The organism is Polaromonas naphthalenivorans CJ2 (genome assembly GCF_000015505.1).
Lineage (GTDB): Bacteria > Pseudomonadota > Gammaproteobacteria > Burkholderiales > Burkholderiaceae_C > Polaromonas > Polaromonas naphthalenivorans.
Map to the genome: position 1 here is coordinate 89077 of NC_008781.1, position 23273 is coordinate 112349.

General features: G+C 63.5%; 20 protein-coding genes. 8 read left to right on the forward strand and 12 right to left on the reverse strand.

Annotation, left to right across the window (positions count from 1 at the left end):
- Positions 1–279: 279 nt before the first annotated feature.
- Positions 280–570 (forward strand): hypothetical protein, encoded by a 291-nt coding sequence (locus tag PNAP_RS00440; protein ID WP_011799522.1) that lies wholly within the window; start codon positions 280–282, stop codon positions 568–570.
- A gap of 146 nt (positions 571–716) precedes the next feature.
- Here the strand turns inward: PNAP_RS00440 and yidD are convergent, their stop codons facing one another.
- Positions 717–1136, reverse strand: coding sequence for a membrane protein insertion efficiency factor YidD (gene yidD / locus PNAP_RS25410; protein WP_011799523.1), 420 nt, complete (start codon positions 1134–1136; stop codon positions 717–719).
- 6 nt (positions 1137–1142) lie between these two features.
- On the opposite strand from yidD, the gene PNAP_RS26715 reads away from it, so the two are divergent.
- Entirely contained in the window at positions 1143–1367 is a 225-nt protein-coding gene (locus PNAP_RS26715) for a hypothetical protein (RefSeq protein WP_157040177.1), read from the forward strand.
- Positions 1368–1424: 57 nt separating this feature from the next.
- Here PNAP_RS26715 and PNAP_RS00445 read toward each other — a convergent pair whose 3' ends face one another.
- Together PNAP_RS00445 and PNAP_RS00450 are read right to left on the reverse strand one after the other, a co-directional pair.
- The gene (locus tag PNAP_RS00445) at positions 1425–2942 is read right to left on the reverse strand and encodes a CYTH and CHAD domain-containing protein (RefSeq protein ID WP_011799524.1); all 1518 of its coding nucleotides are present in this window, start codon (positions 2940–2942) and stop codon (positions 1425–1427) included.
- Positions 2943–3032: 90 nt separating this feature from the next.
- Entirely contained in the window at positions 3033–4097 is a 1065-nt protein-coding gene (locus PNAP_RS00450) for a DMT family transporter (protein WP_011799525.1), read from the reverse strand.
- A gap of 272 nt (positions 4098–4369) precedes the next feature.
- Here PNAP_RS00450 and PNAP_RS24825 point away from each other — a divergent pair, with 272 nt between their 5' ends.
- Positions 4370–7213, forward strand: coding sequence for a PAS domain-containing hybrid sensor histidine kinase/response regulator (locus tag PNAP_RS24825; protein WP_157040178.1), 2844 nt, complete (start codon positions 4370–4372; stop codon positions 7211–7213).
- A gap of 45 nt (positions 7214–7258) precedes the next feature.
- Here the strand turns inward: PNAP_RS24825 and PNAP_RS00460 are convergent, their stop codons facing one another.
- From PNAP_RS00460 to PNAP_RS00470, 3 genes are all read right to left on the reverse strand, one after another.
- A complete protein-coding gene (locus PNAP_RS00460) occupies positions 7259–7777 on the reverse strand; it encodes a flavin reductase family protein (protein ID WP_011799527.1) in 519 nt (172 codons plus the stop codon).
- A 112-nt stretch (positions 7778–7889) separates the two neighbouring features.
- Positions 7890–8186 (reverse strand): hypothetical protein, encoded by a 297-nt coding sequence (locus PNAP_RS00465; RefSeq protein WP_011799528.1) that lies wholly within the window; start codon positions 8184–8186, stop codon positions 7890–7892.
- A gap of 122 nt (positions 8187–8308) precedes the next feature.
- Positions 8309–9676, reverse strand: a complete 1368-nt coding sequence (locus PNAP_RS00470) for a D-amino acid dehydrogenase (protein WP_011799529.1) — start codon at positions 9674–9676, stop codon at positions 8309–8311.
- Positions 9677–9787: 111 nt separating this feature from the next.
- Between PNAP_RS00470 and PNAP_RS00475 the strand changes: the two genes are divergently transcribed.
- The 3 genes from PNAP_RS00475 (at position 9788) to PNAP_RS00485 (ending at position 15847) form a co-directional block, all read left to right on the forward strand.
- Positions 9788–10702 carry a LysR family transcriptional regulator ArgP gene (locus PNAP_RS00475; protein WP_011799530.1) on the forward strand — a complete coding sequence of 305 codons (915 nt, stop codon included), beginning with the start codon at positions 9788–9790 and terminating at the stop codon, positions 10700–10702.
- Between the two features lie 101 nt (positions 10703–10803).
- A complete protein-coding gene (locus tag PNAP_RS00480) occupies positions 10804–12054 on the forward strand; it encodes an ABC transporter substrate-binding protein (RefSeq protein ID WP_011799531.1) in 1251 nt (416 codons plus the stop codon).
- A gap of 118 nt (positions 12055–12172) precedes the next feature.
- On the forward strand, positions 12173–15847 hold the full coding sequence (locus tag PNAP_RS00485; RefSeq protein ID WP_011799532.1) for a GAF domain-containing protein: 3675 nt from the start codon (positions 12173–12175) through the stop codon (positions 15845–15847).
- Positions 15848–15966: 119 nt separating this feature from the next.
- On the opposite strand, the gene PNAP_RS00490 is transcribed toward PNAP_RS00485, so the two are convergent.
- Positions 15967–16389 (reverse strand): universal stress protein, encoded by a 423-nt coding sequence (locus PNAP_RS00490; RefSeq protein WP_011799533.1) that lies wholly within the window; start codon positions 16387–16389, stop codon positions 15967–15969.
- An 81-nt stretch (positions 16390–16470) separates the two neighbouring features.
- Positions 16471–17337, reverse strand: coding sequence for a metallophosphoesterase (locus PNAP_RS00495; protein WP_041376426.1), 867 nt, complete (start codon positions 17335–17337; stop codon positions 16471–16473).
- Positions 17338–17525: 188 nt separating this feature from the next.
- Between PNAP_RS00495 and PNAP_RS26720 the strand changes: the two genes are divergently transcribed.
- Positions 17526–17702, forward strand: a complete 177-nt coding sequence (locus PNAP_RS26720; protein WP_157040179.1) for a hypothetical protein — start codon at positions 17526–17528, stop codon at positions 17700–17702.
- 36 nt (positions 17703–17738) lie between these two features.
- On the opposite strand, the gene PNAP_RS00500 is transcribed toward PNAP_RS26720, so the two are convergent.
- Entirely contained in the window at positions 17739–18635 is an 897-nt protein-coding gene (locus tag PNAP_RS00500; RefSeq protein WP_049763727.1) for a LysR family transcriptional regulator, read from the reverse strand.
- 207 nt (positions 18636–18842) lie between these two features.
- On the opposite strand from PNAP_RS00500, the gene PNAP_RS00505 reads away from it, so the two are divergent.
- On the forward strand, positions 18843–19364 hold the full coding sequence (locus PNAP_RS00505; RefSeq protein ID WP_011799536.1) for a hypothetical protein: 522 nt from the start codon (positions 18843–18845) through the stop codon (positions 19362–19364).
- 111 nt (positions 19365–19475) lie between these two features.
- Here the strand turns inward: PNAP_RS00505 and PNAP_RS00510 are convergent, their stop codons facing one another.
- From PNAP_RS00510 to PNAP_RS26730, 3 genes are all read right to left on the reverse strand, one after another.
- Positions 19476–21344, reverse strand: coding sequence for a phosphoenolpyruvate carboxykinase (GTP) (locus PNAP_RS00510; protein ID WP_011799537.1), 1869 nt, complete (start codon positions 21342–21344; stop codon positions 19476–19478).
- Positions 21341–21577 carry a hypothetical protein gene (locus PNAP_RS26725; RefSeq protein ID WP_157040180.1) on the reverse strand — a complete coding sequence of 79 codons (237 nt, stop codon included), beginning with the start codon at positions 21575–21577 and terminating at the stop codon, positions 21341–21343. The genes PNAP_RS00510 and PNAP_RS26725 overlap by 4 nt, the downstream gene beginning before the upstream one ends.
- A gap of 450 nt (positions 21578–22027) precedes the next feature.
- Positions 22028–23194, reverse strand: coding sequence for a hypothetical protein (locus PNAP_RS26730; RefSeq protein ID WP_157040181.1), 1167 nt, complete (start codon positions 23192–23194; stop codon positions 22028–22030).
- Positions 23195–23273: the final 79 nt, after the last annotated feature.

Here is a 23273-nt window from a genome sequence, read left to right on the forward strand (position 1 = left end):
CTGACCGCCATCGCGGCATTGCCGGCTTTGGCAATGCCGCCGCGACCGGCCACAGGCTGTCGATAACCTTACACGATTGCGACGACCCGCTGGCCGTTCACAAGCTATGCTGATTTGGCCTGCTTTTGAATTTCAGGCACGGCCCATGATGGCTGCCGAAGACGCGGTTCGCGTCGAACTTGAGGCTGTTTCCTGGCGAGCCGGACGGCGTCCCAGCGAAGAGCGGCGATCAGCGGGTCTGGATGGGCATCAGGACGCTAACTCACAAGGGAGATCACTATGCATGCAGTTGTAAGAAGCTACTCGGGTGCTGGCGCAAGGCAACTGTTCGATATTTTGCAAGAGCGGAAGGCCGACGTCGAAGCTACTTTGCGCAAAGTGCCTGGCCTCGTCAGCTACACGCTGCTGGGTACTGATGACGGCGGCATGTCGGTGACTGTTTGCACGGACAAGGCCGGCGCCGACGAGAGCGTGAAAGTCGCGCGCGACTGGATCCAGAAAAATGCCTCGAATACCCACGCGAGCCCGCCGGTCGTCGCGCAAGGTCCGGTCATCGTCCAGATCACATAGCGCGCCCTTCCTGAGCGTCACCAGCGACCCGCGCTTCGTGGTGGATTGATTGCTATTGATTTAGTAGCTGCTTGTGCGCGTCCAGCATGCGTGAGCGGCCTGAATGATGCTTGAAATTCATGGCGGCCAGAGTCTTCGCCACCCTTTCATTGAACCCGGCCTCCACGCACCGCCCTGGGCGGAATGTACACAGGCTTTTCTTCCTTTTCTGACTTTTTGGACTTGCTCCAGTCGCCACAGTCGCCCGGACAGTCGCAAGGGCAATAGCAGTCAGACACGCCAACGTCGCAGGGCAGATCGCAGGACGCATCGCAGAACCCGGCCTGGCTTCGTGGCACCTTGGGGAAGGCTGGATGCCGCCTGTGGACGGCGCGGCAACGCTCGAATCGCTCCCTCAGGGTTCCCAGGCCGCGCCAGACGCCAAAGCGGCGAATGGCCCGGTAACCGAGGACGGAGCAACTTTGGCATCCCGTGTGAACCCGGTAGGCGCAGGAAAAGCCCTTGGATGGCGAAAGGTGGCGCTGGTAGAGGGTGATCGCGCGAAGCGCCAGGAATCTTAAAGGCATTGGGGTATGGGTGTCTGGCTACCGTTTGAACGCTCCCCTGTAGTTTGCCCGGTCCGGCTGACAGCCCGCCATGGAATTTACTTGCTTCCCGAGACGGGTGGTGGCTTTTCTGGCGACGGCGTGGCGCATGGCGGATGCAAGCATGCCCGGCTGGCCGTGCTGACCAGCGTTCGGCGCACGCTGCTGGGCAATCTTGATGCTATTGTTTTAATAGCTGGTTATGCAAGCTGAGCGTGCGCAAGGGCACGAAATGATGCGCAAGTGGCTCGATTTCTAGCCGCTGGCCGGTCAGCGCGGGACTGGCTGACCGGCGGCCACGCCGCGCAGGAATTCGGCCAGTCCCGGGTCGGCTTCGAAGCGGACCGCCAGCACCCCCGCCTGCATGATGTCGCGCGTCGCCCCGATGCCGGTCTGCAGCGCGGTCGCCTTGGCGTGCCAGCGCTCGGCTTGCCGCCGGGGCAGCAGGGGACGCAGGGCTTCGATGCCGTAGCGCAGCCGCTTCGAGAGAATCCGCGCGCGGTGCTGGCTCTCCGGATGGGCGGTGTCCTTGAGGGCTTGCTTCATCTTTTTGTGCTGTCGCGTGATGCGCTGCCTGGCCCAGCGGCGCAGGGAGATGTCCGGCCCGGCTTTTGCATCGTCCGGCCCCTTGCTTGCAGGCAGTTCTTCCAGCCATTGCGTGATGGCCAGCAGTGTCGCGCCGACGGCAGGCGTTTGCAGCGCATGGCGCACGGACTTGCGCTGCAGCAGGGCGGCCTGCGTCAGGGCCTGGAGCATCGCCTGCCATTTCTCTTCGCGCTGCGCGTTGCCTGCGGTGTAGGCGGCCGCGAGCGGCGGCAGGGTGTCGTTCAGGGCCACGTCAAGGTCGCGCAACTCGCCCACGAACATCAGCAGCGGCTCCAGCGACTGCCAGGCGGGCGCCGCCGCATGCGCTGCCAGCGCGGGCTGGAACAGCCGCCACGCACTCCTGAAACGCCGCCAGCCGACGCGGGCCTGGTGCACCACCTCGGGGTCGTCCGAGCGGGTCAGCGTGTTCAGGTTGCTGGTGAACTGGCCGAACATTTCGCGCAGCACGCACTGCGCGGCCAGCGGCAGGGCCATGTTCCGGGTCAGCGCCGGCGGCCGGGCGCGCAGTGGCAGGCTCTGGGCGTCCTGCAGCAAGGCGTAGCCGCGCTCGGCCTTGCTGGCGTTGAGCGGCAGCACCGCGACGCTGCGGGCGATTTGCCGGGCGATGTCGAACAGCGCGGCCGGCTGCCCCGCGAGCAGTTCGAGTTCCAGCTCGCAAATGGGGGTGCGCCTGTCGCCGGCCACGACCTGCCCGATGTCCAGCGACACCTCGACAACGCTGCCGCCGCGCTTGCGCACGGACCAGCTGGTGCGCTCGAAGGTGGTCACGATGCACGGCGCCAGCGCCTTGAACACGCTGCCGTCCGGGTCAAATTTGGACCACGGCGTGGCTTCAAGCGCCTGCCGTGCCAGTTCGGCGCCGGGCACGGGCAGTTCCCATTCGCCGCGCTGGCTCAGGGCCGAGTCGCTGCGGCCGCCCATCTTGAGGGTCTGCAGCCATGACGGGTTCGCGTCGCTGCCCACGCGCCGCAGCCGCAACGCGACACGCTTCTGGTGCAGGCGCTGCCCGGGGGTGTCGTAGTAGATGTTGTGCAGTTGCTGCCGCGTCGCTTTGCGGCGCGCCAGCACGGGCGTCTGCGCGAGCCGCTTGGCCAGGCCTGCCAGCCCGGACGGGCTGGACGTGGGCAAAGCCAGCTTGAGCTCGATTTCTTCCGGCGAGGGGGCAAGGGGGTGTTTTTTCATGAAGGGCGTTGGCTAAAGGTGGATGCAAAAGAATGCGCCAATACGGTTGAAAAAGCCAGCGCCCGGGCGTAAGCAATTGGCACGTGCCCTTCAATGCGGGTGCGGATGCCGGTGGTGAATGTCCGGGTAGTGGGCGTGGCTGTGGGTCAGCGCCTCGTGCTGGTGTTCATGCGCATGCGGCGATTTTTCATCCCAGGCGAAATCATGCGCATGCCGGTGATGCGCGTCGTGCCGGTGCGCATGGCTGTGCCGCAGCGGCTCGTGCGTGTGCGCATGCGCATGCCGCTCGCTCAGGTGCAGCCAGACGCCAAAGCCCATCAGCGCCGCCGCTGTCCAGAACAGCAGGCCCGGCATGTCGGGCCAGATGGCCAGCGAAACCAGCACGCCGAACAAAGGCGCGACCGAAAAGTAGGCGCCGGTGCGCGCGCTGCCCAGCGTTCGCAGCGCCACCACGAACAGGCTCAGGCTCAGCCCGTAGCCCAGGAAACCCACGACGCCGGCATAGCCCAGGGCCGGCGCGGCCGGCAGCACCGCGCCGCCGTACAGGGCGATGGCGGTGTTGCCCATGCCGGCCAGCAGGCCCTTGAGGCAGGCCAGCAGCAGCGCGTCATTGGCCGACACCTTGCGCGTCAGGTTGTTGTCCAACGCCCAGCACAGGCAGGCGCCGGCGATCAGCAGGGAGCCGGGCGAGAACGTCGCGCCGCCCGGCTCCCAGGACAGCAGCACGCCGCCCAGCGCAATCGCCAGCATGCCCAGGACGATGCGGCGGTCGGCGTTTTCCCGGAAAGCCAGCCAGGCAATGACCGCCGTCAGCATGCCTTCGAGGTTCAGCAGCAGCGACGCTGATGCGGCGCTCGTCTGCGCCAGGCCGAGCATGAACAGCGCCGGCCCCAGCAGGCCGCCCGCGACGATGGCGCCCAGCAGCCAGGGCAGCTCGGCGCGCGCAATGTGCAGCCGCGTGACCGGCTGGCCGCGAAGGCGCTCGCGCAGGCGCCGCAACAGCAGCAGCATGCCCAGTCCCAGGCCGCTGCCCAGGTAGAGCAGGCCGGCCAGCAGCAAGGGTGGCATGTTGCCGGCCAGCAGCTTGGCCAGGGGCGTGCTGGCGCCGAAGAGCAGCGCCGAGGCAAGGGCGGGAAAGGCGGAACGAAGCGACATGACGGGAAGATAACCTGCCAGACGGTCGGCAGTTTGATGCAGGAGAGCCTTGACACGCAACCGGGGGTGCCCTGGCCGGTTTCAAAGAAGCATTCAGGCCTGCTGCCTGCGCCGCCGATAGCCGCTTTGACTGCGCGGTCTATCGGGCGTCGTCAAGGCCATCCGCTGCAAAACAGTAACAATTTTTGAGCGACCAAATGTTAGCGGTTGCTGCTTGATTGCATTAGCATGCAACGATGTAACGGTCTGGAATTATTTAAAGAAATCAAATTTTGGCTGACCCATCCAAAGCATCAACCGGCTTTTTAAAGGGTGCCGGCGTTGTGCAAACCCAGATGCGGGCGCATGACTGGTCCACCTCCGGGCTGGGCAGTCCTGCTTCCTGGCCGCAGCCGCTCAAGACGGTGGCCGGCCTCATGCTTCACTGCAGAACGCCGGTGTTTCTGGCCTGGGGGCCGGAGTTGAGCCTTTTGTACAACGATGCCTACCTGGACATTCTTGGAGAAAGGCACCCGGCGGCGCTGGGCCGGCCTTTGTACGAGGCCTGGGCCGAAATCCGGGCCGAGATCGAACCGCTGGTCAACCAGGCATTGTCCGGCGAGCCTGTCTATTTTGAAGATGCTGTTTTTACCCTGCGACGCAAGGGTGCGGACGAACAGGCCTGGTTCAGCTTTTCGTATGCGCCTGTCGATGGCCCGGACGGCACGGTTGCCGGGCTGTACTGCAACCTGACGGAAACAACGGCCAAGGTGCTGGCGGAAAAAAACCGGCAGGCGGAAACCCGTCGGCTTTACAGCCTGTTTGAACAGGCGCCGAGTTTCATGGCCGTGGTGCACGGCTCCAGCCATGTCTATGAACTGGCCAATAGCGCCTACCTTCGGATGGCGGGGTGCCAGGATCTGGTCGGCAAAACATTCCGTGAGGCAGTCCAGGGCATTGAAGACCAGGGCTATGTCGCGCTGCTGGATCAGGTCTATGCCACGGGCCAGCCATTCATTGGCAACCGGATGCCGGTCATCTTTTCGCGTCACGCCGACGGGCCACCCGAGCAGTGCTTCGTGGATTTTATTTTTCAGCCCATCACCGCTCCGGATGGCGTGGTCAACGGCATTTTCATTGAAGGCAACGACGTCACGGAGCAGGTCCGCACCGAGGACGATCTGCGCAAAAGCAGAATCGCCGGCCTGGAGACGGCCCAGCAGTTGAACGCTTTGCTGCAAGCCGCGCCAGTGGCCATCGTGATGGCGGACATGCACGGAAAACCCCTGCGCTTCAATCCGGCCAGCCGCCAGCTCTGGGGCGACCATCCGGCGTCGGAAAGCATTGCCGGCTACGCTGAGCGCAAAGGCTGGTGGGCTGACGGCTCGGTCCGGCATGGCTGCCGGCTTGAAGCGCACGAATGGGCGCTGGCCCGCGCCCTGCAAGGCGAGGAAGCACCGCGCGACACCGTCGAGATAGAACCTTTCGGCAAACCCGGCATTCGCCGGACCATCCTGAACTGCGGCGCGCCGGTGCGAAACCTGGACGGAGACATCATCGGCTCCGTCGCCGCCCAGATGGACATCAGCGACCGCGTCGCCATCGAAGCCGCGCTGCGCGAAACCGTGACCCAGTACCGCACCATCACCAATGCCATACCGCAGATCGTCTGGGCCACGCGTCCCGACGGCTACCACGACTACTTCAACCAGCAGTGGTACGACTACACCGGCGTTCCCCAGGACTCCACGGTCGGGGAAGGATGGAAGGGGCTGTTTCATCTTGAGGACCAGCTACAGGCGGCCAAAAACTGGCGGCACAGCCTGGCCACCGGCGAACCCTACGAAATCGAATACCGCCTGCGCCACCACTCCGGCCAGTACCGCTGGAACCTGGGCCGGGCGCTGCCGGTTCGCAACGAACAAGGCGCCATCGTCCGGTGGATGGGAACCTGCACCGATATTCATGAACAAAAGCTGGCGCAGGAGGGCTTGCTGCAGGCCGACCGGCTCAAGGACGAGTTCCTGGCCATGCTCGCCCACGAACTGCGCAACCCCCTGGCGCCGATTGCGACGGCTGCGCACCTGCTGTCCACGGGCACGCTGGACCCTGAAGGGCTGTCGCGATTGAGTGAAGTGATTTCACGCCAGGCCGGGCACATGACCCGCCTGATTGATGATTTGCTGGATGTGTCGCGCGTCACCTGGGGCCAGGTCACGCTGGACAAAAATCCGCTGGACATGAACAGCATCGTCACCGAGGCGGTCGAGCAGGTCAGGCCCTTGCTGCAGGCCAAGTCGCAGCATCTGGACATCCAGCTGTCTCCGCAACGCAACCTGGTTTCGGGCGACCGGATGCGGCTGGTCCAGGTGCTGGCCAATGTGCTCAACAACGCCGTCAAGTACACGCCCGACGGGGGCCGCATCACCCTTCGCGTGGTCGAGGACGACAGCCACCTGACGGTTTGCGTGCGCGACAACGGCATCGGCATGTCCCGCGAGCTGCTGGCCATCGCCTTTGAGCTGTTCACCCAAGGCGAAAGAACCTCCGACCGCACCCAGGGCGGGCTGGGCATCGGCCTGGCCCTGGTCCAGACCCTGGTTCACCTGCATGGCGGAACGGTCAGGCTGCACAGCGAAGGAGCCGGACTGGGCAGCGAGTTGACGATGGTCCTGCCGCGCCTGCCGCAGGACGACGGGCCGCGCCGTTTCGATGCCGGCGATGCCTTGGCCGTGCCGGCCCGCGAATCGCTGCGCGTCATGGTGGTCGATGACAACGTCGATGCCGCGCGGCTGCTGGGCATGTTCGTCGAACTGCTGGGGCACGAGGTTTTCGTGCAGTTCCACCCGGCCAGCGCCATTGAATGCGCGCACCAGGTGCAGCCCGACATCTGCCTGCTCGACATCGGCCTGCCCGACATGGACGGCTACACGCTGGCGCGGCAGTTGCACCGGATACCCGGCATGGAAAACACCGTACTGGCGGCGGTCACCGGCTACAGCCAGCCCAGGGACAAGCAGGCCGCGTTCGCCGCCGGCTTCAACTTTCACTTTGCCAAGCCCATCAGCGCGCAGCAGCTGGAGTCGTGGCTGGCCGATGTGACCAGGGGCCGGGAAAGCCTGTCAGCCAGCCCCTGAGCGGGAGGCACCGGGCCAATCAATCAGGGCGGCAGCGCCCGCTGCTCAGAGCGGATGCTCGGTGTAGAACCTGCCGCCATGAAACAGCAGCGGCGCGGCGCCGGCGCGGTGGCTGCAGCGCTCGACCTCGCCGACAAAGATCACATGGTCGCCTTCTTCGTAGCGGCTGCGGTTGAAGCATTCAAAGGTCGCGGCCGCGCCGTCGAGCAGCGGCGCGCCGCCAATCCCTTCGGTGAAGGCCACATCCGTCCAGCGGTCTTCGCGCCGGCTGGCAAAGCGCTCGGCCAGCTCTTTCTGGTCGGCCGCCAGGATGTTGATGGCGTAGTGCGAGCCGGTGCTCAGCGCAGCCATCGAACTGGCGGCCTGCGACAGGCTCCAGAGCACCAGCGGCGGGTTGAGCGACACCGAGTTGAATGAATTGGCGGTCAGGCCGACCAGCACGCCGGCCGGCGTGCGCGCGGTGACGATGGTCACGCCGGTGGCAAACATGGCCAGCGAGGCGCGGAATTCCAGGGGAGAAAAGCTCGGGCTGCTCGCTTTGCGAAGGGGGGAGAGGGGCGACATAGGAGGCTAATTTAACTGAAAGCCTCCGGTGCGCGCCGGCTGCGGGGCTTGCGCTGCCTTTTTCCGGCGCGGCGCCCTGCGCGTTGCAAGGCCCGAATCCACCTTCACACTCTCAAAGCTTTTTGTAGGCCCGGTCCATTTCCGGCGCCTTGCTGGTGTCCTTCAGGCCGTCCTTGACATCCTGCGCTGCCTGCTCGATCAGCGGGCTGGTCTGGCCGCTGGTCATGTCGCTGGCCTGGTCACGGTCGCGCGGCAACTCCAGCGAAGCCTCGACCGACGCATCCTTGAGGTCGGGCTGCCGGCCTGTCAACGGCTTTTGCGGCTGCGGGTTTTTTGCGGGCATGCCCTTGCCGGCGGCGGGCTGGGCGGGCGTGTTGGCGGGGGAAGTGCTGGATTTTTGCTGAGTCATCACGCCACTGTTGCCGGCTTTGCCGGCGCCCGCTGTCAGCGTGGAAAAGCATTCTCTGTAGGAGAACGCAACCAGCGCGACAAGGCGGCCATGGCAGCAAGGGCAAGCGAGCGCTCCCCGGCTCAGGCGACCGACAGCCCCGGCTGGCGGCGGGTGCGGTCAAAGCCGTAAAAGCCGAAAGCCATGGCCGGCACTTCGCCGCTGAGGAGTTCGGCCATGGCCTTGCCCGAACCCGCGCCGTGCGTCCAGCCCAGCGTGCCGTGGCCGGCGTTGACCCACAGCCTATCGACCTTGGTCTTGCCGATGTAGGGGATGTTGGTCGGCGTGGCCGGGCGCAGGCCGGTCCAGAACTGCGGCTGGCCGCCTTCTTCTTCGAGCCGCGTGTCGCACACGCCGGGCAGCACTTCCTCGATGCGCCTGGCCAGCATGTGGCACCTGGCCTTGGCCACCGGCGTGTCGAGCGACAAATCGTAGCCACCGATTTCAATCGTTCCGGCCACGCGCAACTCGTTGCCCAGGCGGCTGATGGCGCACTTGACTTCATCGTCAATCGTGCTGACAAAGGGCGCCAGCTCGGGTTTGAGCAGCTTGAAGGTCGCGCTGTAGCCCTTGCCCGGATAAATCGGCAGATCAACGCCGACGGTGCGCAGCAGCGGCGCGGTGTAGGAGCCGCAGGCCACCACCACCGCATCGGCCTTCAGCTGCGTCAATGGCGTGACTTTGGCATCATTTTGGCCTTTTATGCTTGTGCCACGGGCGCGTATAGCTACTGAATTAATAGCATTGCCGGTTTTCTCAAGCCGCACCACGTCATGGCTGTATAAAAATTGCACGCCGCGTTCGGCGCAGCGCTGCGCCAGCGCCTGGGTGAAGACCCGGGCATCGCCGCTTTCGTCGCTGGCGGTGTAGGTGCCGCCGACGATGCGGTCGGCAAAGGCGCTGAAGGCCGGCTCGATCTTCAGCAGCTCGGCGGTGGAAACCACCCGGCGCGCCACGCCGTATTTGCGCATCAGCGCGGCCGCGTCGCCGGCGGTGTCGAACGATTTCTGCTCGGTGTAGTAGTGGGCGATGCCGCGCTCCAGCCGGTTGTACTCGATGCCGGTGGCGCGCACCACGTCCTTGAGCGCGGCGTGGCTGTAGGCGCCCAGCGCGACGAGCTGCTGCACGTTGCGCTCGAAGGCGGCGTCGTTGCACTGCGCCAAAAACTGCAGGCCCCAGCGCCATTGCTGCCAGCCTTCGCCAAACGGCAGCCGGGGCCTGAACAGCAGCGGCGCATCGTCGCGCAGCATCCATTTCAGCGCCTTCAGCGGCGCGTCCCGGTTGGCCCAGGGCTCGCAGTAGCTGACGGAAATCTGCGCGGCATTGGCAAAGCTGGTCTCCAGCGCGGCGTCGGGCTGCCGGTCCACCACCGTGACTTCATGCCCGCGCTCCAGCAAATGCCAGGCGGTGCTCACGCCGATAATGCCCGCGCCCAAGACCACGACTTTCATGACAATCCCCTTTTCTGAAGTTGCCAAGTGTGCAGGAGCTTGCCGCCAGATAACAGTCAAATTAAACTGTCAGCTAAATCATCAGAGCCACTAATACTGAGAGCCGATTCAATGAGCACTTTTGACCCGGATGCGCTGGAATGCCTGGCGGCCATTGTGGAAGAGGGCGGTTTTGAACGCGCGGCGCGGCGCTTGTCGATCACCCAGTCGGCGGTGTCGCAGCGGCTGCGCGCGCTGGAGGCGCAGGTCGGCACCGTGCTGATCGTGCGCAGCCGTCCACTGAAAGCCACATCGGCCGGCCAGCTGCTGCTCAAGCACACCAAGATGCTGCGCCTGCTGCGCGCCGACCTGGAGCGCGACCTCAAGGAGCTGGCGCCCAGTTCGCTGCGCGGCGCGCGCGAAGACGAACGCATCTCGATTGCCATCAACGCCGACAGCATCGCCACCTGGGCGCTGCCCGCGCTGACCGGGCTGGCGCAGCAGGGCCTGCCGATGGAAATCATCACCGACGACCAGGATTTCACCCACGAATGGCTGCGCCAGGGCCAGGTGCTGGGCTGCGTCACCACGCTCAAGCAGGCTTTGCGCGGCTGCAAGGTGGTGCCGCTCGGCGCGATGGAATACGTGGCCGTCGCCACCCCCGCGCTGGCGCGGGAGCGGCTGGGCTTTGATGCGCTGACGGCGCACAACTTTCGCGAGATTCCGTTCGTCGCCTTCAACCGCAAGGACGACATGCAGAGCGAATTTGTCGGCAAGGCCTTTGGCCTGAAGCGCGTCATGCTGAACCAGCTGTTCGTGCCCTCGTCCGAAGGCCAGGTGCGCGCCGTGCTGGCGGGCTGGGGCGCCAGCGTGCTGCCGCGCCTGCTGGCGCAGGAACGGATCGACCAGGGGCTGCTCGTCAACCTGGCACCGGCCTGCATCCTGCCGATCCAGCTCTACTGGCACTGCTGGAACCTGGAGTCCGAAGTGCTCGATGCCCTGACGGCCGCCCTGATCCAGTCGGCAGGGCTGGCGCTGGTCGCCTGAAGTTCCTTTCCTGCAGGCAGCCTCTGCTTCGCGGCTAGGGAAAGCCTGCCCTCCGTGGCTACAAACTGTTTCATATACTTGGTTACCCCCAGGAGAAAACAATGGCCTATTTGAGCTTCACCGGCCTGCGCGCCGCAACCGGCATTGCTGCCGCCATGGCCGCCATGCTTGCTTTTTCGCTGCCAGCCAGCGCGCAGGAAGACCCGTCGGCGGCAAAAAGCGCCCCGGCCCATACCCTGAAAATCGGCGTCATCGGTCCTTTCACGGGGGCGTCGGCAGACTTTGGCATCCCGATGCTCAACGGCATCCAGCAGGCCGTGGACGAAATCAACGCCGGCGGCGGCTACCTGGGCCGCAAGATAGAAATCGTGCGCAAGGACGACCAGGCCAATCCCGATGTCGGCCTGAAGCTGTCGCAGGAACTGGTGGCCGAAAAGGTTGCCGCCACCATCGGTTTTTGCAACACCGGCGTCGCCGCCAAATCGCTGGAGGTGTACCAGACCCACCAGTTGCCGCTGATCATTCCTTGCGCCACCGGCACGCCGCTCACGGCCAAATACCCGGGTCCGGCAAGCTACATCTTTCGCACCTCGCCCAGTGACGGCATCCAGGCGCCGTTCGTGGTCGAAGACATTGTCAAGCGCGGCTGGGACAAGGTCGCCATATTTGCCGACACCACCGGCTATGGCGAAGCGGGCCTGAAGGACGTTGAAGCCGCACTGGCCGCCAGGCAGCTCAAGCCGGTGCATGTGGCGCGGTTTGAGCTGGGCGTGAAAGACCTGGGCGAGCCACTGAAGGCGGCCAGGGCTGCCGGCGCCAACGTGGTGTTCAGCTACACGGTCGGGCCTGAAAACGCCGTGATCGCGCGCGGGCGCCAGGCGCTGGGCTGGAAGGTGCCGCAGGTCGGCGCCTGGACGCTGTCCTTTCCCTTCTTCATTGAAGGCGGCAAGGAAGCCACCGAGGGCGCGCTGATGGCGCAGAGCTTCATTGCCGAGCCCAGCAACGAGCGCCGTGCGTCCTTTCTGACCAGCTATGCGCGCAAGTACAAGGTCAGGAAAATCCCGGTCCCGATGGCCGCCGCGCAGGGCTATGACGCGGTCTACGTTCTGGTGCATTCGCTGTTCGGCATACGCGACGGCAAACTCACCGGCCCGGCCATCAAGGCGGCGCTCGAAAGCAAAAACCGCCCTTACTACGGCGTCATCGCCACCTACGAGCAGCCTTTCAGCAAGCAGGACAAGGAAGCCACGACGCAAAACATGCTGGTCATGGGCATGGTGAAAGATGGCGCGGTGACCTTTGCCTATCCCGAGGACGCCAAGCGCAACCTGTTTGTCCAGCGCAAGCAGTAACTACACCCGTGCATGTCAGCAACCCATGCCGGCCTGAAAGTCTGTCCATGCGCTCACGCCTCGACATGCCGGCGCCCCGTCTGGCAGGGTTGCCAGTGAGAACGACAGGAACATCGGGATGCTGAGCCGGCTGGGCCTTCGTTCCCGCCTGATGCTGCTGGTGCTGGCGGCCCTGGTGCCGGTATTCAGCCTGTTTAGCTGCTCGGCTGCAAAAAACCAGCAAGCCGTGCTGGCGCTGGCCAGGGCCAGCCTGCAGTCCCAGGCCTTGCTCGCGGCCGCGCACCAGCAGCGCCTGGTCGAGCGGGTGGCCCAGTTGCTTGGCGACATCGCCAGCGGCCCCTCCATCAAGAACCCGCGAAATCGCCTGTGCGTGCAGTTCCTCAAGAATCTGCAGGCTCAGGATCCTGGCTATTCCAATCTGGGCGTCGCTGATCTGGACGGCCGGCTTTCCTGTGACGCGGTTAACTCCGGCGCCCCGGTCAATTTGGCCGACCGAAGCTTCTTCAGGCAGGTGCTTGGCGGGCAGGCGTTTTCGGTCGGCGATTATGTGGTGGCGCGCTCAAGCGGCAGGCCCGGCATGGCTTTCGGCGTGCCGGTGTACAGCGGTGAAGGTGTCCTCAACGGCGTTGCGTTTGCCGGCATTGCCATTCAGGAGTTTGCCGCTGTCCTGGCCGCCGAGCCGGTCGTCGAAGGGGCGCGGTTGCGGGTGATCGACCGCAACGGCATCGTCCTGGCGGCGCATCCGCCCGCTGCCGGCCTGGCCGGCAGCAGGGAGCCGGACGCCGTGGTGCTGGGCGCCCTGCAGTCGTTGCAGCCGGAGGTGCGCGAGGCGGCGGATGCCGGCGGCATTGAGCAGGTGTATGCCTTTGCCCCGGTCAGTGGCTCGCAGGGCGGACTGTTCGTGGCCATCAGCGTGCCGCGCGATGTCCTTACCGCCGCGCCGCGCGCCTTGCTGCTGGCCGATCTTGCCGCGCTGCTGGGCGTGACGGCTTTTGGCATGGCCTGCGCGTGGGCCATGGGCAGGCGCCTGGTGGTCAATCCGGCCAATGCCATCCTGGAGGAAGCCAACGAAATCGCGCGTGGCAATCTTCATGCGCGCGTCAGGCTCGGCCGCTGGAATCAGGATGAGATTGGCCGCCTGGGACTGGCTTTCAATCGCATGGCGCAATCTCTGCAAGCGCAATGCAGTGAGCGGGACGCGGCCCTGCGCCAGGCCGACGCAGAGCGCGCCATGCGTGACCTGATCCTCAACAGCATGAGCGAAGGCGTGATTGCCGTCGATGCCGGCGGCCGGTTCATGCTGTTCAATGCTGCTGCGCGCAAGATATTTTGCGTGCCAGCGACCGACATGCTGTTTGATGAATGGCGAAAAATCAACCCGCTGAGGATGCTTGATGGACAAATCATGGCGTCTGACGGGCCGCTGAAGCAGACCCTGCGCGGCGTCAGCATCGACAAGCTGGACCTGGTGTTTTCCAGCCCTGACAGCCAGAACCGCATTTTGAGAATGAGCACCCGGCCCTTGCTTGACCCGCAAGGCCAGCAGATCGGCGCCCTGGCGGTGTTCATTGATGTCACCCAAACCAAGGCGGCAGAAAGTTTTGCCCTGGCGCAGGAGAATGTACTGGTGCTGATCGCGGGCGGCGCAGCGCTGGGCGAATCGCTTGAAGCGATTGTGCTGCTGATTGAAAAGAGCGCGCCGCAAAGCCTGTGTTCCATCCTGATGGCCGAAGGTGGACAACTGCGCCACGGCATTGCGCCCAGCTTGCCGCCAGACTTTGTCCGGGCGATTGACGGCTTGCCGATTGCCGAAGGGGTTGGGGCCTGTGGGACGGCGGCGTTTCGCAAGGAAAGCGTGATCATTGAAGACGTTACGCAGGACGCGCGCATGCACGGCTACCAGGAACTGCTGGCCGCCCACGGCTTGCGCGCCTGCTGGAGTACGCCGGTGGTGGCAGGCGATGGCGAGGTGCTGGCGACCTTCGCCATTTATCGCCGCGCGCCCGGCGGGCCGCTTCCCGCCGACCTGGCCTTGATCGCCACGGCCACCCGGCTGGCACGGCTGGCGCTGGAGCGCGCCCGGGTCAAGGCAGAACTCATCGGCAGTGAAGCGAACTTTCGGGAACTCGCGGAAAACATCGAAGACGTTTTTTACAACCTGGATATTCACCACGGCAGCCCGCGCCTGCGCTATGTCAGCCCACGCTACGAGAAGGTCTGGGGCCGCAGCTGCGAAAGCCTGTACGCCGCGCCCGTCTCCCGTGCCGATGCCGTGCTGCCCGAAGACCGGCACGTCATGGTGCGGGCCGATGCGCGCAATGCGGCCGGGCAGAACGCCAATGTGGAGTACCGCATTCTGTCAACCGATGGCCGGACCCGCTGGATACGCGACCGCTCCTATCCCATGTTCAATGATGCCGGCGAGGTGGTCCGGGTGGTGGGGACGGCGCGCGACATCACCGAAAGCAAGCTCGCCGAAATCGCATTGATCAGCACCCACCGGGCACTGCAGATGCTGAGCCGCTCCAGCATTGCCATCAACCGCATCCATGACGAAGCCGGCTTGCTGGCCGAGGTGTGCCGCGTGGCGGTGGAGGTGGGCGGCTACCGCATGGCCTGGGTGGGCTATGCCAGCGATGACGAGGAAAAAAAGATCCAGCCGGTGGCCCATGCGGGCAGCGAATTGGGTTACCTCGACGTCATCACGCTTTACTGGCGCGATGACCTGCCCGGGGGGCAGGGGCCTGCTGGCCAGGCCATCCGCACGGGACGACCGCAGCAAGTCAGTGACATCAGCAAGCCGGGCAGCCAGTTCCACTGGACCGATGCTGCGGTGCAGCGCGGCTATCACAGCGTCCTCATGCTGCCTTTATGCAGCGAACAGCGCAGTTTTGGGGTGCTGTGCCTGTATGCCGGACAGGTTCAGGAGTTTGCCCCCGAAGAGGTCAACCTTCTGCAGGAACTGGCCGACAACCTGGCGTTCGGCATTGTCAGCCTGCGTACACGGCTGGAGCGCAGTCAGGCGCGCGAGGAAATCCTGCAGCTCAACGCCAGTCTTGAAGAGCGGGTCGAGCAGCGCACCGCGCAGCTGAGGTTTGCCAACCAGCAACTGGAGGCGTTTTCCTATTCGGTCTCGCATGACTTGCGCACCCCGCTCAGCAGCATCGACGGCTTCAGCACCTTGCTTGAAAAGTCGCTGACCCGCCCGGACAGCGCGCCACTGACCGAGCGCAGCCGGCATTGCCTGGCGCGCATCCGTTCGGGCGCGCGGCAAATGGGCGACCTGATCGACGCCATGCTGGCGCTGGCGCAGGTGTCACGCTCCAGCCTGGTCTGGGAGGCGGTTGACCTCAGCGCCAGTGCCGGGGCGCTGCTGTCCGGGCTGCACGAGCGTGAGCCGGGCCGGATCGCCCGGCTGCAGGTCGAGCCCGGCATGAGGGTGCAGGGAGACCCGCGCCTGCTCAGGCAGGTGCTCGACAACCTGCTGGGCAATGCCTGGAAGTTCACCTCCGGCAAGGCCGAAACCTGCATCACGGTGGGCCAGATGGCCAGCGGCGAGGGTGAAAAGGCCTACTTTGTGCGCGACAACGGCGCCGGCTTTGACATGGCCTATGCCGCAAAGCTGTTTGGCGCCTTCCAGCGCCTGCATACCGAGGCTGAATTTGCCGGAACCGGCATTGGCCTGGCCACCGTGCAGCGCATCATTGCGCGCCACGGCGGCAGGGTCTGGGCGGAGTCGGTGCAAGGCGAGGGCGCCACGTTTTACTTCACGCTGGGCGCGGCGGCGGCCTGAGGCATCAAAGGCGCCGGCCCGGCAAGATTTCCAAGCCATTCAGGCTGTTTGCGCAGGGTGAATATGCTTGAGTAGCTATTGTTTTGATAGTGAATCAAGAGCCTGCGCAGGCTGCAACCCTAGCGAACCAGCAGCACCGGCACCTTGCTGTGCGCCAGAACCTGGGTGGTCACCGAGCCCATGATCAGGTTGCCGAGCGCGCCATGGCCGTGCGAGCCCATGATCAGCAGATCGAACTTGCCCTCGTCGGCAAATTTGGCAATGGTTTCGCCGGCCGGACCCACCTTCCAGTCGCTTTTGGCAATGATGCCGTGGTGCTTGAGGAATTCGGCCACCGGCGCCATGACCTTGCCGGTTTCCTCGGCGTAATAGCTGTCCACGATTTCCTTGCCCACGGCCGCGCGTGCGTGTGGAGGCAAGGCGGGCTGCACCGTGAGAACGGCGTACTCATTCTTGGCATCAAACAGCGCGTCATGCGTGACCAGGTAGGCCAGCATTTTTTTGGTGTAGCTGCTGCCGTCAACGGCCAGAAGAATCTTCATGGAGTGCTCCTTGTTTGTTCAAAAGCTTAAGTTTAGCCACGGGCAGGCCTGCAGCCTGTAATTTCACCACTGAAAGACGGGCTATGGCTTGAGCGCAATGCACAGCGATGGCCGGAACGCCTCCTGTTCACCCTTGCGCGCATAGCCCAGCGGATTGGCGACCACGCGGCAGCCGTGTTTGACGTAGTCATTCGGGCAGTGCAGGTGGCCATGCAGCCACAGTCTGGCCAGCGGCAGCAGCTCGTCCAGCGAATTGCAGAATCCGGCCGTTCCCGGCGCTATGCCATAGCGCGGGTCGGCGCTCAGCAGGCTGGGCGCAAAGTGCGTCACCGCCACCGTCGGGCCGTCAAAAGGCTGCGCCAGCGCCCGGCGCAGCCAGGCCTGGCTTTTCAGGCTTTCCTCGCGCATGGCTTCGGCCAGCATCGGCTGGCCCTGGCGCAGGGCGTGGTTCTTCTTGAGGTAAAAGTTGGCGGCGCGAAAGGCTTTTTCGCGTGCCTTGAGCTGTTCGGCCAGCGTGATGCTGTCCGCCTGTGCCGGGCTGGCTGCGGCCTGGCGGGCCGTCAGCGCATCAAAATCGGTCCACAAGGTGCAGCCGACAAAACGCACGCCGGCAAGCACCACGGACTCGCGTTCCAGCCAGATCAGGCCCAGGCGCCGGCAGGTGTCACGCAGCCGGGCATCGGCTTGCTCGAAATCCAGGCCATCGTACTCATGGTTGCCGGGCACGAACAGGACCGGCGTCGGCCAGCCCGCGCCGCCCTGCGCCACCGGCAGCGGCGAAAACCGCGCCAGGCCAAAGTCCTCGATGCCCAGGCTGCCCAGCAGGGAGCCGCGCTGGTAAGAGCCGATATCGCCCGCCAGTACCAGCAGGTCGGCGCCGGGCAGGGGCGTGGCCTTGAAGTACGGGTTCGATTCAAGGTGCAGGTCGGAAAGCAGCTGGATGTTCACACGGTCGATTGTGCGGGAAGGCCGGCCAGCCGTCCCGCTCCGGGCTTTTGCCGCTGGCCCGGCTGCTGGCATGAATGCAGCCATGCAGGATCGGCATGGCTTTGCGCCTTGCCTGGGCTTGCAAACCTAGGGAAAACCCTTACTCTGTAGGTATCGCAATTTTTAACACTGCCCAGGCAGTTTTTCCTATGTTCCGCATTCTTTCCAAAATCGCCAGTTTGATGTCTTTCAACAAGAGCCTGGCATCTGCCGGCGACGTTGCCCACCAATTGATGGAGCGCGCCGACGCCGGTGCCGGACGCGACCCACGCCAGGCGCAGGAATTGCGCCGCGCCGCCCGCGCCTTCCTCAGCGTCGTTCGCTGAGTTTTGGGCCGGGCCTGAACGGCGCCGGTGCCCTTTTCAGATCGAAAAAGCCTTTTCGGCCGCCCGCAGGATCGCCTGGCGCAGCCAGACATGCGCGCTGCGCTGCTCGGAGCGACGGTGCCATAGCGAATCGACATGCACCGGCGACACGGCAAACGGCAGGGTCTGCAGCGCCAGTTGCTCGGCAATGCCGGTCACCCGTACAAAATGCCGTGGCAGCACGGTCAGCAGGTTGGAATGGGCCACCACCTGGCCGGCGGTGAAGAACTGGTTCACCGTCAGCACCACCCGCCGCTCCCGGCCGAGCGCGGCCAGCGATTCGTCGATGAACCCGTAAGGCCGGCCGGAAAAACTCACCAGCATGTGGCGGGCGTTGCAAAAGTCGTCCAGGCTCAGCACGCCGCCAGCCAGCGGATGGTCCTTGCGCATCACGCAGACATATTCGCCATCGTACAGCCGCTGGAAGAAAAACGGCATCGCCTCGCCGTTCTGCTCCTTGGCCGTCAGGTCGGGCACCACCGACGGGAAATAGCCGACCGCCAGATCGCAGGCTTGCTCGTCGAGCATCCGCCTGGGGTCGCGCGTGGTCAGCGGCAGCACCCGGATGCTCACGCCCCGGGCTTCGCGCTCCAGGATTTCACTCAGGCCCGGGATCAGTTCGGCCGCCGTCGCGTCGGCCATGGCCAGCACAAAGGCGGTCGTCGCCTCGGCGGCAACGAACTCGTTGGGAATCAGCGACGCCTGCAGCTGCCGCAGGGCCTCGCGCACGGCCGGCCAGATCACCACCGCGCGTGGCGTGGGCGCCATGCCCTGGCCGCTGCGCTGCACCAGATCGTCGCCCAGCGTCTCGCGCAGCCGGCGCAGGGCATTGCTGACGGCCGGCTGCGTCAGCGACAGGTTGCGCGCCGCCCGCGTGAGGCTGCGCTCGGCCATGACCTCGTCAAAAACACGCAGCAGGTTGAGGTCCAGGGTGCGGAAATTGGGAGGGGTCACAAGTCTTCCTGTCGGCAGTCTGTTTTATATATCACTAGCATGAATGAATAACATCACAGATATAAAGTTGAATAGTATTAGTGAAAACCCTAATATCCATCCATCTGCTGTCCATAAACCGTAGCAACACAGTCCAAGGAATCCATCATGACCTACTTTATCAACAACCCCTACTCTGACCATCACCATGGTGCCGACCGTGTCGAAGCTGTGATGGATGCCGCGCAACACCTGCCCGAAGGCATTGCCGGCAAACGCGGCGTCGCGCTGCTGCTGGGTTCCGCCATGGCGGCCGCCGTCATGGCCGTGGCTTATGAAGTCATGGACAGCGCGGATGAAAGCCATTTGCTGATGATCTGGGTGGGCTTGTGGCTGGCGCTGTTCGCGCTGCTCGCTTTCTTTGCCGGCGCGCTCCGTGCCACGGGCATGCGCTTCAAGCGCAGCCTGGATGCCTGGTCGCTCGCCCTGGCTGAAGCACGCGCCGACCAGCGCCTGTGGGCCAGTGCCAAAGCCGATCCACGCATCATGGCTGACCTGCAGATGGCCATCACGCGCAGCGAAGTCCAGGCCGAAGCGAATGCCGTCCCGGCTGCAACGGCAAGGGCCGAGCGTGCGCTGAAGTCACGCAGCTACTCGATCTTGCGCGCCTATGAGCGCCATTACCTGTAAAACGTCCATCGCCAGGAAGCCCCGCCAGCCAGGCGGAGCGCCATGAAAAAAAGCCACCTGTCAGGTGGCTTTTTTTGTGTCCGGGCGCTTTGCCCGGAACCCGGATGGGCTTCAGGCCGCCAGGCGGCGTTCGATCTCGGCTTTGGTCTCGCCCAGTTCCTTGGGCAGGTGGTGCTCAAGCTGCTTGAACAGCTCGGCATGCAGTTCCAGTTCCTTCAGCCAGGCGGCCTTGTCGATGCTGGTGACGGTGTTGAACTGATCGGCGCTGAAGTCCAGGCCGGTCCAGTTCAGGTCTTCGTAGCTCGGGCTGATGCCGGTCACATGGTCTTCGCCCTGGCCCTTGCCTTCGATGCGGTCAATCATCCAGGCCAGCACGCGCATGTTTTCGCCGTAGCCGGGCCAGACAAACTTGCCGTCGGTGCCCTTGCGGAACCAGTTGGTGGTGTAGATCTTTGGCAGCGTGGCGCCGGAAGCCGCGAGCTTTTTGCCCAGGTCCAGCCAGTGCTGGAAATAGTCGCTCATGTTGTAGCCCATGAACGGCAGCATCGCGAACGGGTCGCGGCGCACCACGCCGGCCTGGCCGGTTGCGGCGGCGGTGGTCTCGCTGCCCATCGTGGCGGCCATGTACACGCCTTCGACCCAGCTGCGCGCCTCGGTCACCAGCGGCACGGTGGTCGAGCGGCGGCCGCCGAAGATGAAGGCGTCAATCGCCACGCCTTTCGGGTCGTCCCAGGCGCTGTCGAGCGCCGGGTTGTTGGTAGCGGCGACGGTGAAGCGTGAGTTGGGGTGCGCGGCCTTGGCGCCGGTTTCTTTCGCGATTTGCGGCGTCCAGTCCTTGCCTTGCCAGTCGATCAGGTGGTCTGGCAGTGCCTTGCCGGGCGCGTCCTGCTCCATGCCTTCCCACCAGACATCGCCGTCGTCGGTCAGCGCGACGTTGGTGAAAATCGTGTTGCCGCGAACGCTGAGCATGCAGTTCGGGTTGGTCAGCATGTTGGTGCCGGGGGCCACGCCAAAGTAGCCGGCTTCGGGGTTGATGGCGTAGAGCTTGCCGTCGGCGGCCGGCTTGATCCAGGCAATGTCGTCGCCGATGGTGGTGACGCTCCAGCCGTCAAAGCCGGCGGGCGGCACCAGCATCGAGAAGTTGGTCTTGCCGCAGGCCGACGGGAAAGCCGCCGCCACGTGGTATTTTTTGCCTTCGGGATTGGTCACGCCCAGAATCAGCATGTGCTCGGCCAGCCAGCCTTCGTCGCGGCCCATGTTGGAGGCGATGCGCAACGCAAAGCACTTTTTGCCCAGCAGCGCATTGCCGCCGTAGCCCGAGCCGTAGGACCAGATTTCGCGCGTTTCGGGGTAATGCACGATGTACTTGGTCTTGTTGCAAGGCCACGTCACATCCTGCTCGCCTTCGGCCAGCGGCGCGCCCACGGTGTGCACGCAAGGCACGAAGTCGCCCTCAGTGCCCAGCACCTCAAACACGGCCTTGCCCATGCGCGTCATGATCTTCATGTTGACGGCGACGTAAGGGCTGTCGGACAGTTCGATGCCGATATGGGCAATCGGTGAGCCCAGCGGACCCATGCTGAAAGGCACCACATACATGGTGCGGCCGCGCATGCAGCCGTCAAACAGCGGCTGCAGCGTGGCGCGCATTTCGCTCGGTTCCATCCAGTTGTTGGTCGGGCCGGCGTTTTCTTCTTTGGCCGAGCAGATGTAGGTGCGGTCTTCGACGCGGGCCACGTCGCTCGGGTCGGAGCAGGCTAGATAGCTGTTCGGGCGCTTGGCTTCGTTGAGCTTCTTGAAGGTGCCGGCATCGACCAGTTGCTGGCACAGGCGCTGGTATTCGGCGTCGCTGCCGTCGCACCAGTACACCGTGTCGGGCTTGCACAGGGCCACCATGTCGGCGACCCAAGCGATCAGTTTTGCGTTCTTGACGTAGGCGGGCGTATTGAGATTGAGCCCTTGCATGGCAGGTTGGTTCATCGTGAAAACTCCAAAGTAAAAAGCGTGATTTCGATAAACGCCGGCCAATGACCGCGCTTGGCACGCGTCAAGGCCGGGACGTTTTTCGAAATAAGACTTTGCGCCGCTTCAAGGCGAGGCGGCCATTCATGAAGGAAACGGGGGAGCTGGTTCTGGCGGCTGATGGTGTCGTTGTTGTTCTCTCCACGATTGCCCGGAAGAGCCATTTTAAGAACATCACCATCAGTTGCCACATCATGACCCTCAAAAGATATGCAAAACATGCATGAGGTTATGCGCGATTTATGTGGCGGTGAGAGAGATTTGGCGATGCCATGACGGCCGGACTGGCTCAGGCGGCGCGGCCGATCCGGCGCTGGGTTCCGTTGGGTTCTTCAGGCAGCTTTGCGCTGCAGACTGGGCAGAGCCGGCAAGGCTTGCCGGCTCTGCAAGAGACGATAATTATTTGCGCGGCGGGCAAGAGACAGCGATGGAGCCAGTCCAGTCGCAGTAATCGCATCGGTAACGCTTTACCGGCCTGAAAAAGCCCATGATGCGGTCACGCAGCTTTCGTTTGATACGAGGCGCCAACTCACCGCAACGTGGACAGACGGTCTTGCCTTTAAGGGAAAGCGCGGCTGATCGCTCTGGCATTGAAAACATGATTGGTGCAGGGTGCGTAAGAATGAATCAGGCCCGGCAGGTCAATCCGACCCGCGGGGGTCTGGCTGCGCATTGCTGGCCTGCTGGCCGATCATTGGCGGATCAATGCTGGTGGCCGCAACGCTGCCGATGACGGGGATGCTGTTGAGCGCTGCCATCACGTCGGCGCTCGCCACCGCTGATCTATCGAGGTCTTGTGTGGGCCAATAAATTAGTCCATCTCTGAACCAAATCGTAGGCGCGGCCTCCGATTGGTGTACTTCCTTGATCTGGCCATTTTGATTGATGGCCACCCTGGGAAGCCGGCCTCCATCGTAACGAATTCCATTTTGATCGCTCCAGGCCACAGAACCACTATAATCACTGTATTGACCGACGCGATAATAAAGATCGTAACTTGCGCCTGATTGATGCACTTCTACAACATTGCCTGCATCATTAATGGAAATGCTTGGCGCAGCTCCGTCGTCATACCAAATGTTATAGTCCCATTCTATTTTTAATTCCCCGTTTTCGTTTGTTTTCACCAGGCCTATCTTGTTGCGTAGTCTGCGATGCAGGGATTCAACATGGCACTCCAGTACAAGGCCGTTATTATTTAAGGTGATGCTTGGCGTATATCCGTTGTCGTAATTTACGGCCTTCTTGTTCCACAGTATTTTGTCGCCGGAAATCGTGCCTATATTGTAGTAGAGCTGATTGGCCCCATTGTTGTGCACCTCAATAACTGCTCCGAGATTATTTATTGCCACTGAACTCCAGTGACCGTTGTCAAACCATAAGGATGGCCCCCATGTAACCGTTCCATCCTGATGAATTTTGCCAACCCTATAATAAAGGTCAAATCCAGACTGGTGTACTTCAACGAGTTGCCCATTGTCATTCATCGCTATGAATGGGTAGCCACCGGAATCATAGGGAATGGCGTCGCCAAAACCACCACGAATCGGCCCTGTATTATAAAATAATTGGGCGTTAAACGCGCCGCCTTCGTGGACGGTAAGCGATATATCCTTATTCAAGGCGACAGATGGAAATGCGCCATCGCCAATACCAGAAGCCTCTCCCCATTCAAGCAAAGGACCCTTCTCGCCGAGTGCTGTCTGCGAGGGCGATTGGAGAGCGGCCGGCGGATAAGGGGTGAGATTTTTAATATTTTCCACGACTGACCAGTCCGTTTCATTTTTTGCGTTATTTTGATCACACATTGCTTTTCTCCGTTGGGGTGTGTTGTGGCCACTTGACGCCTTCGTTCTGCTGTTGTTCTCCGAGCGCCCGGCGGGGATA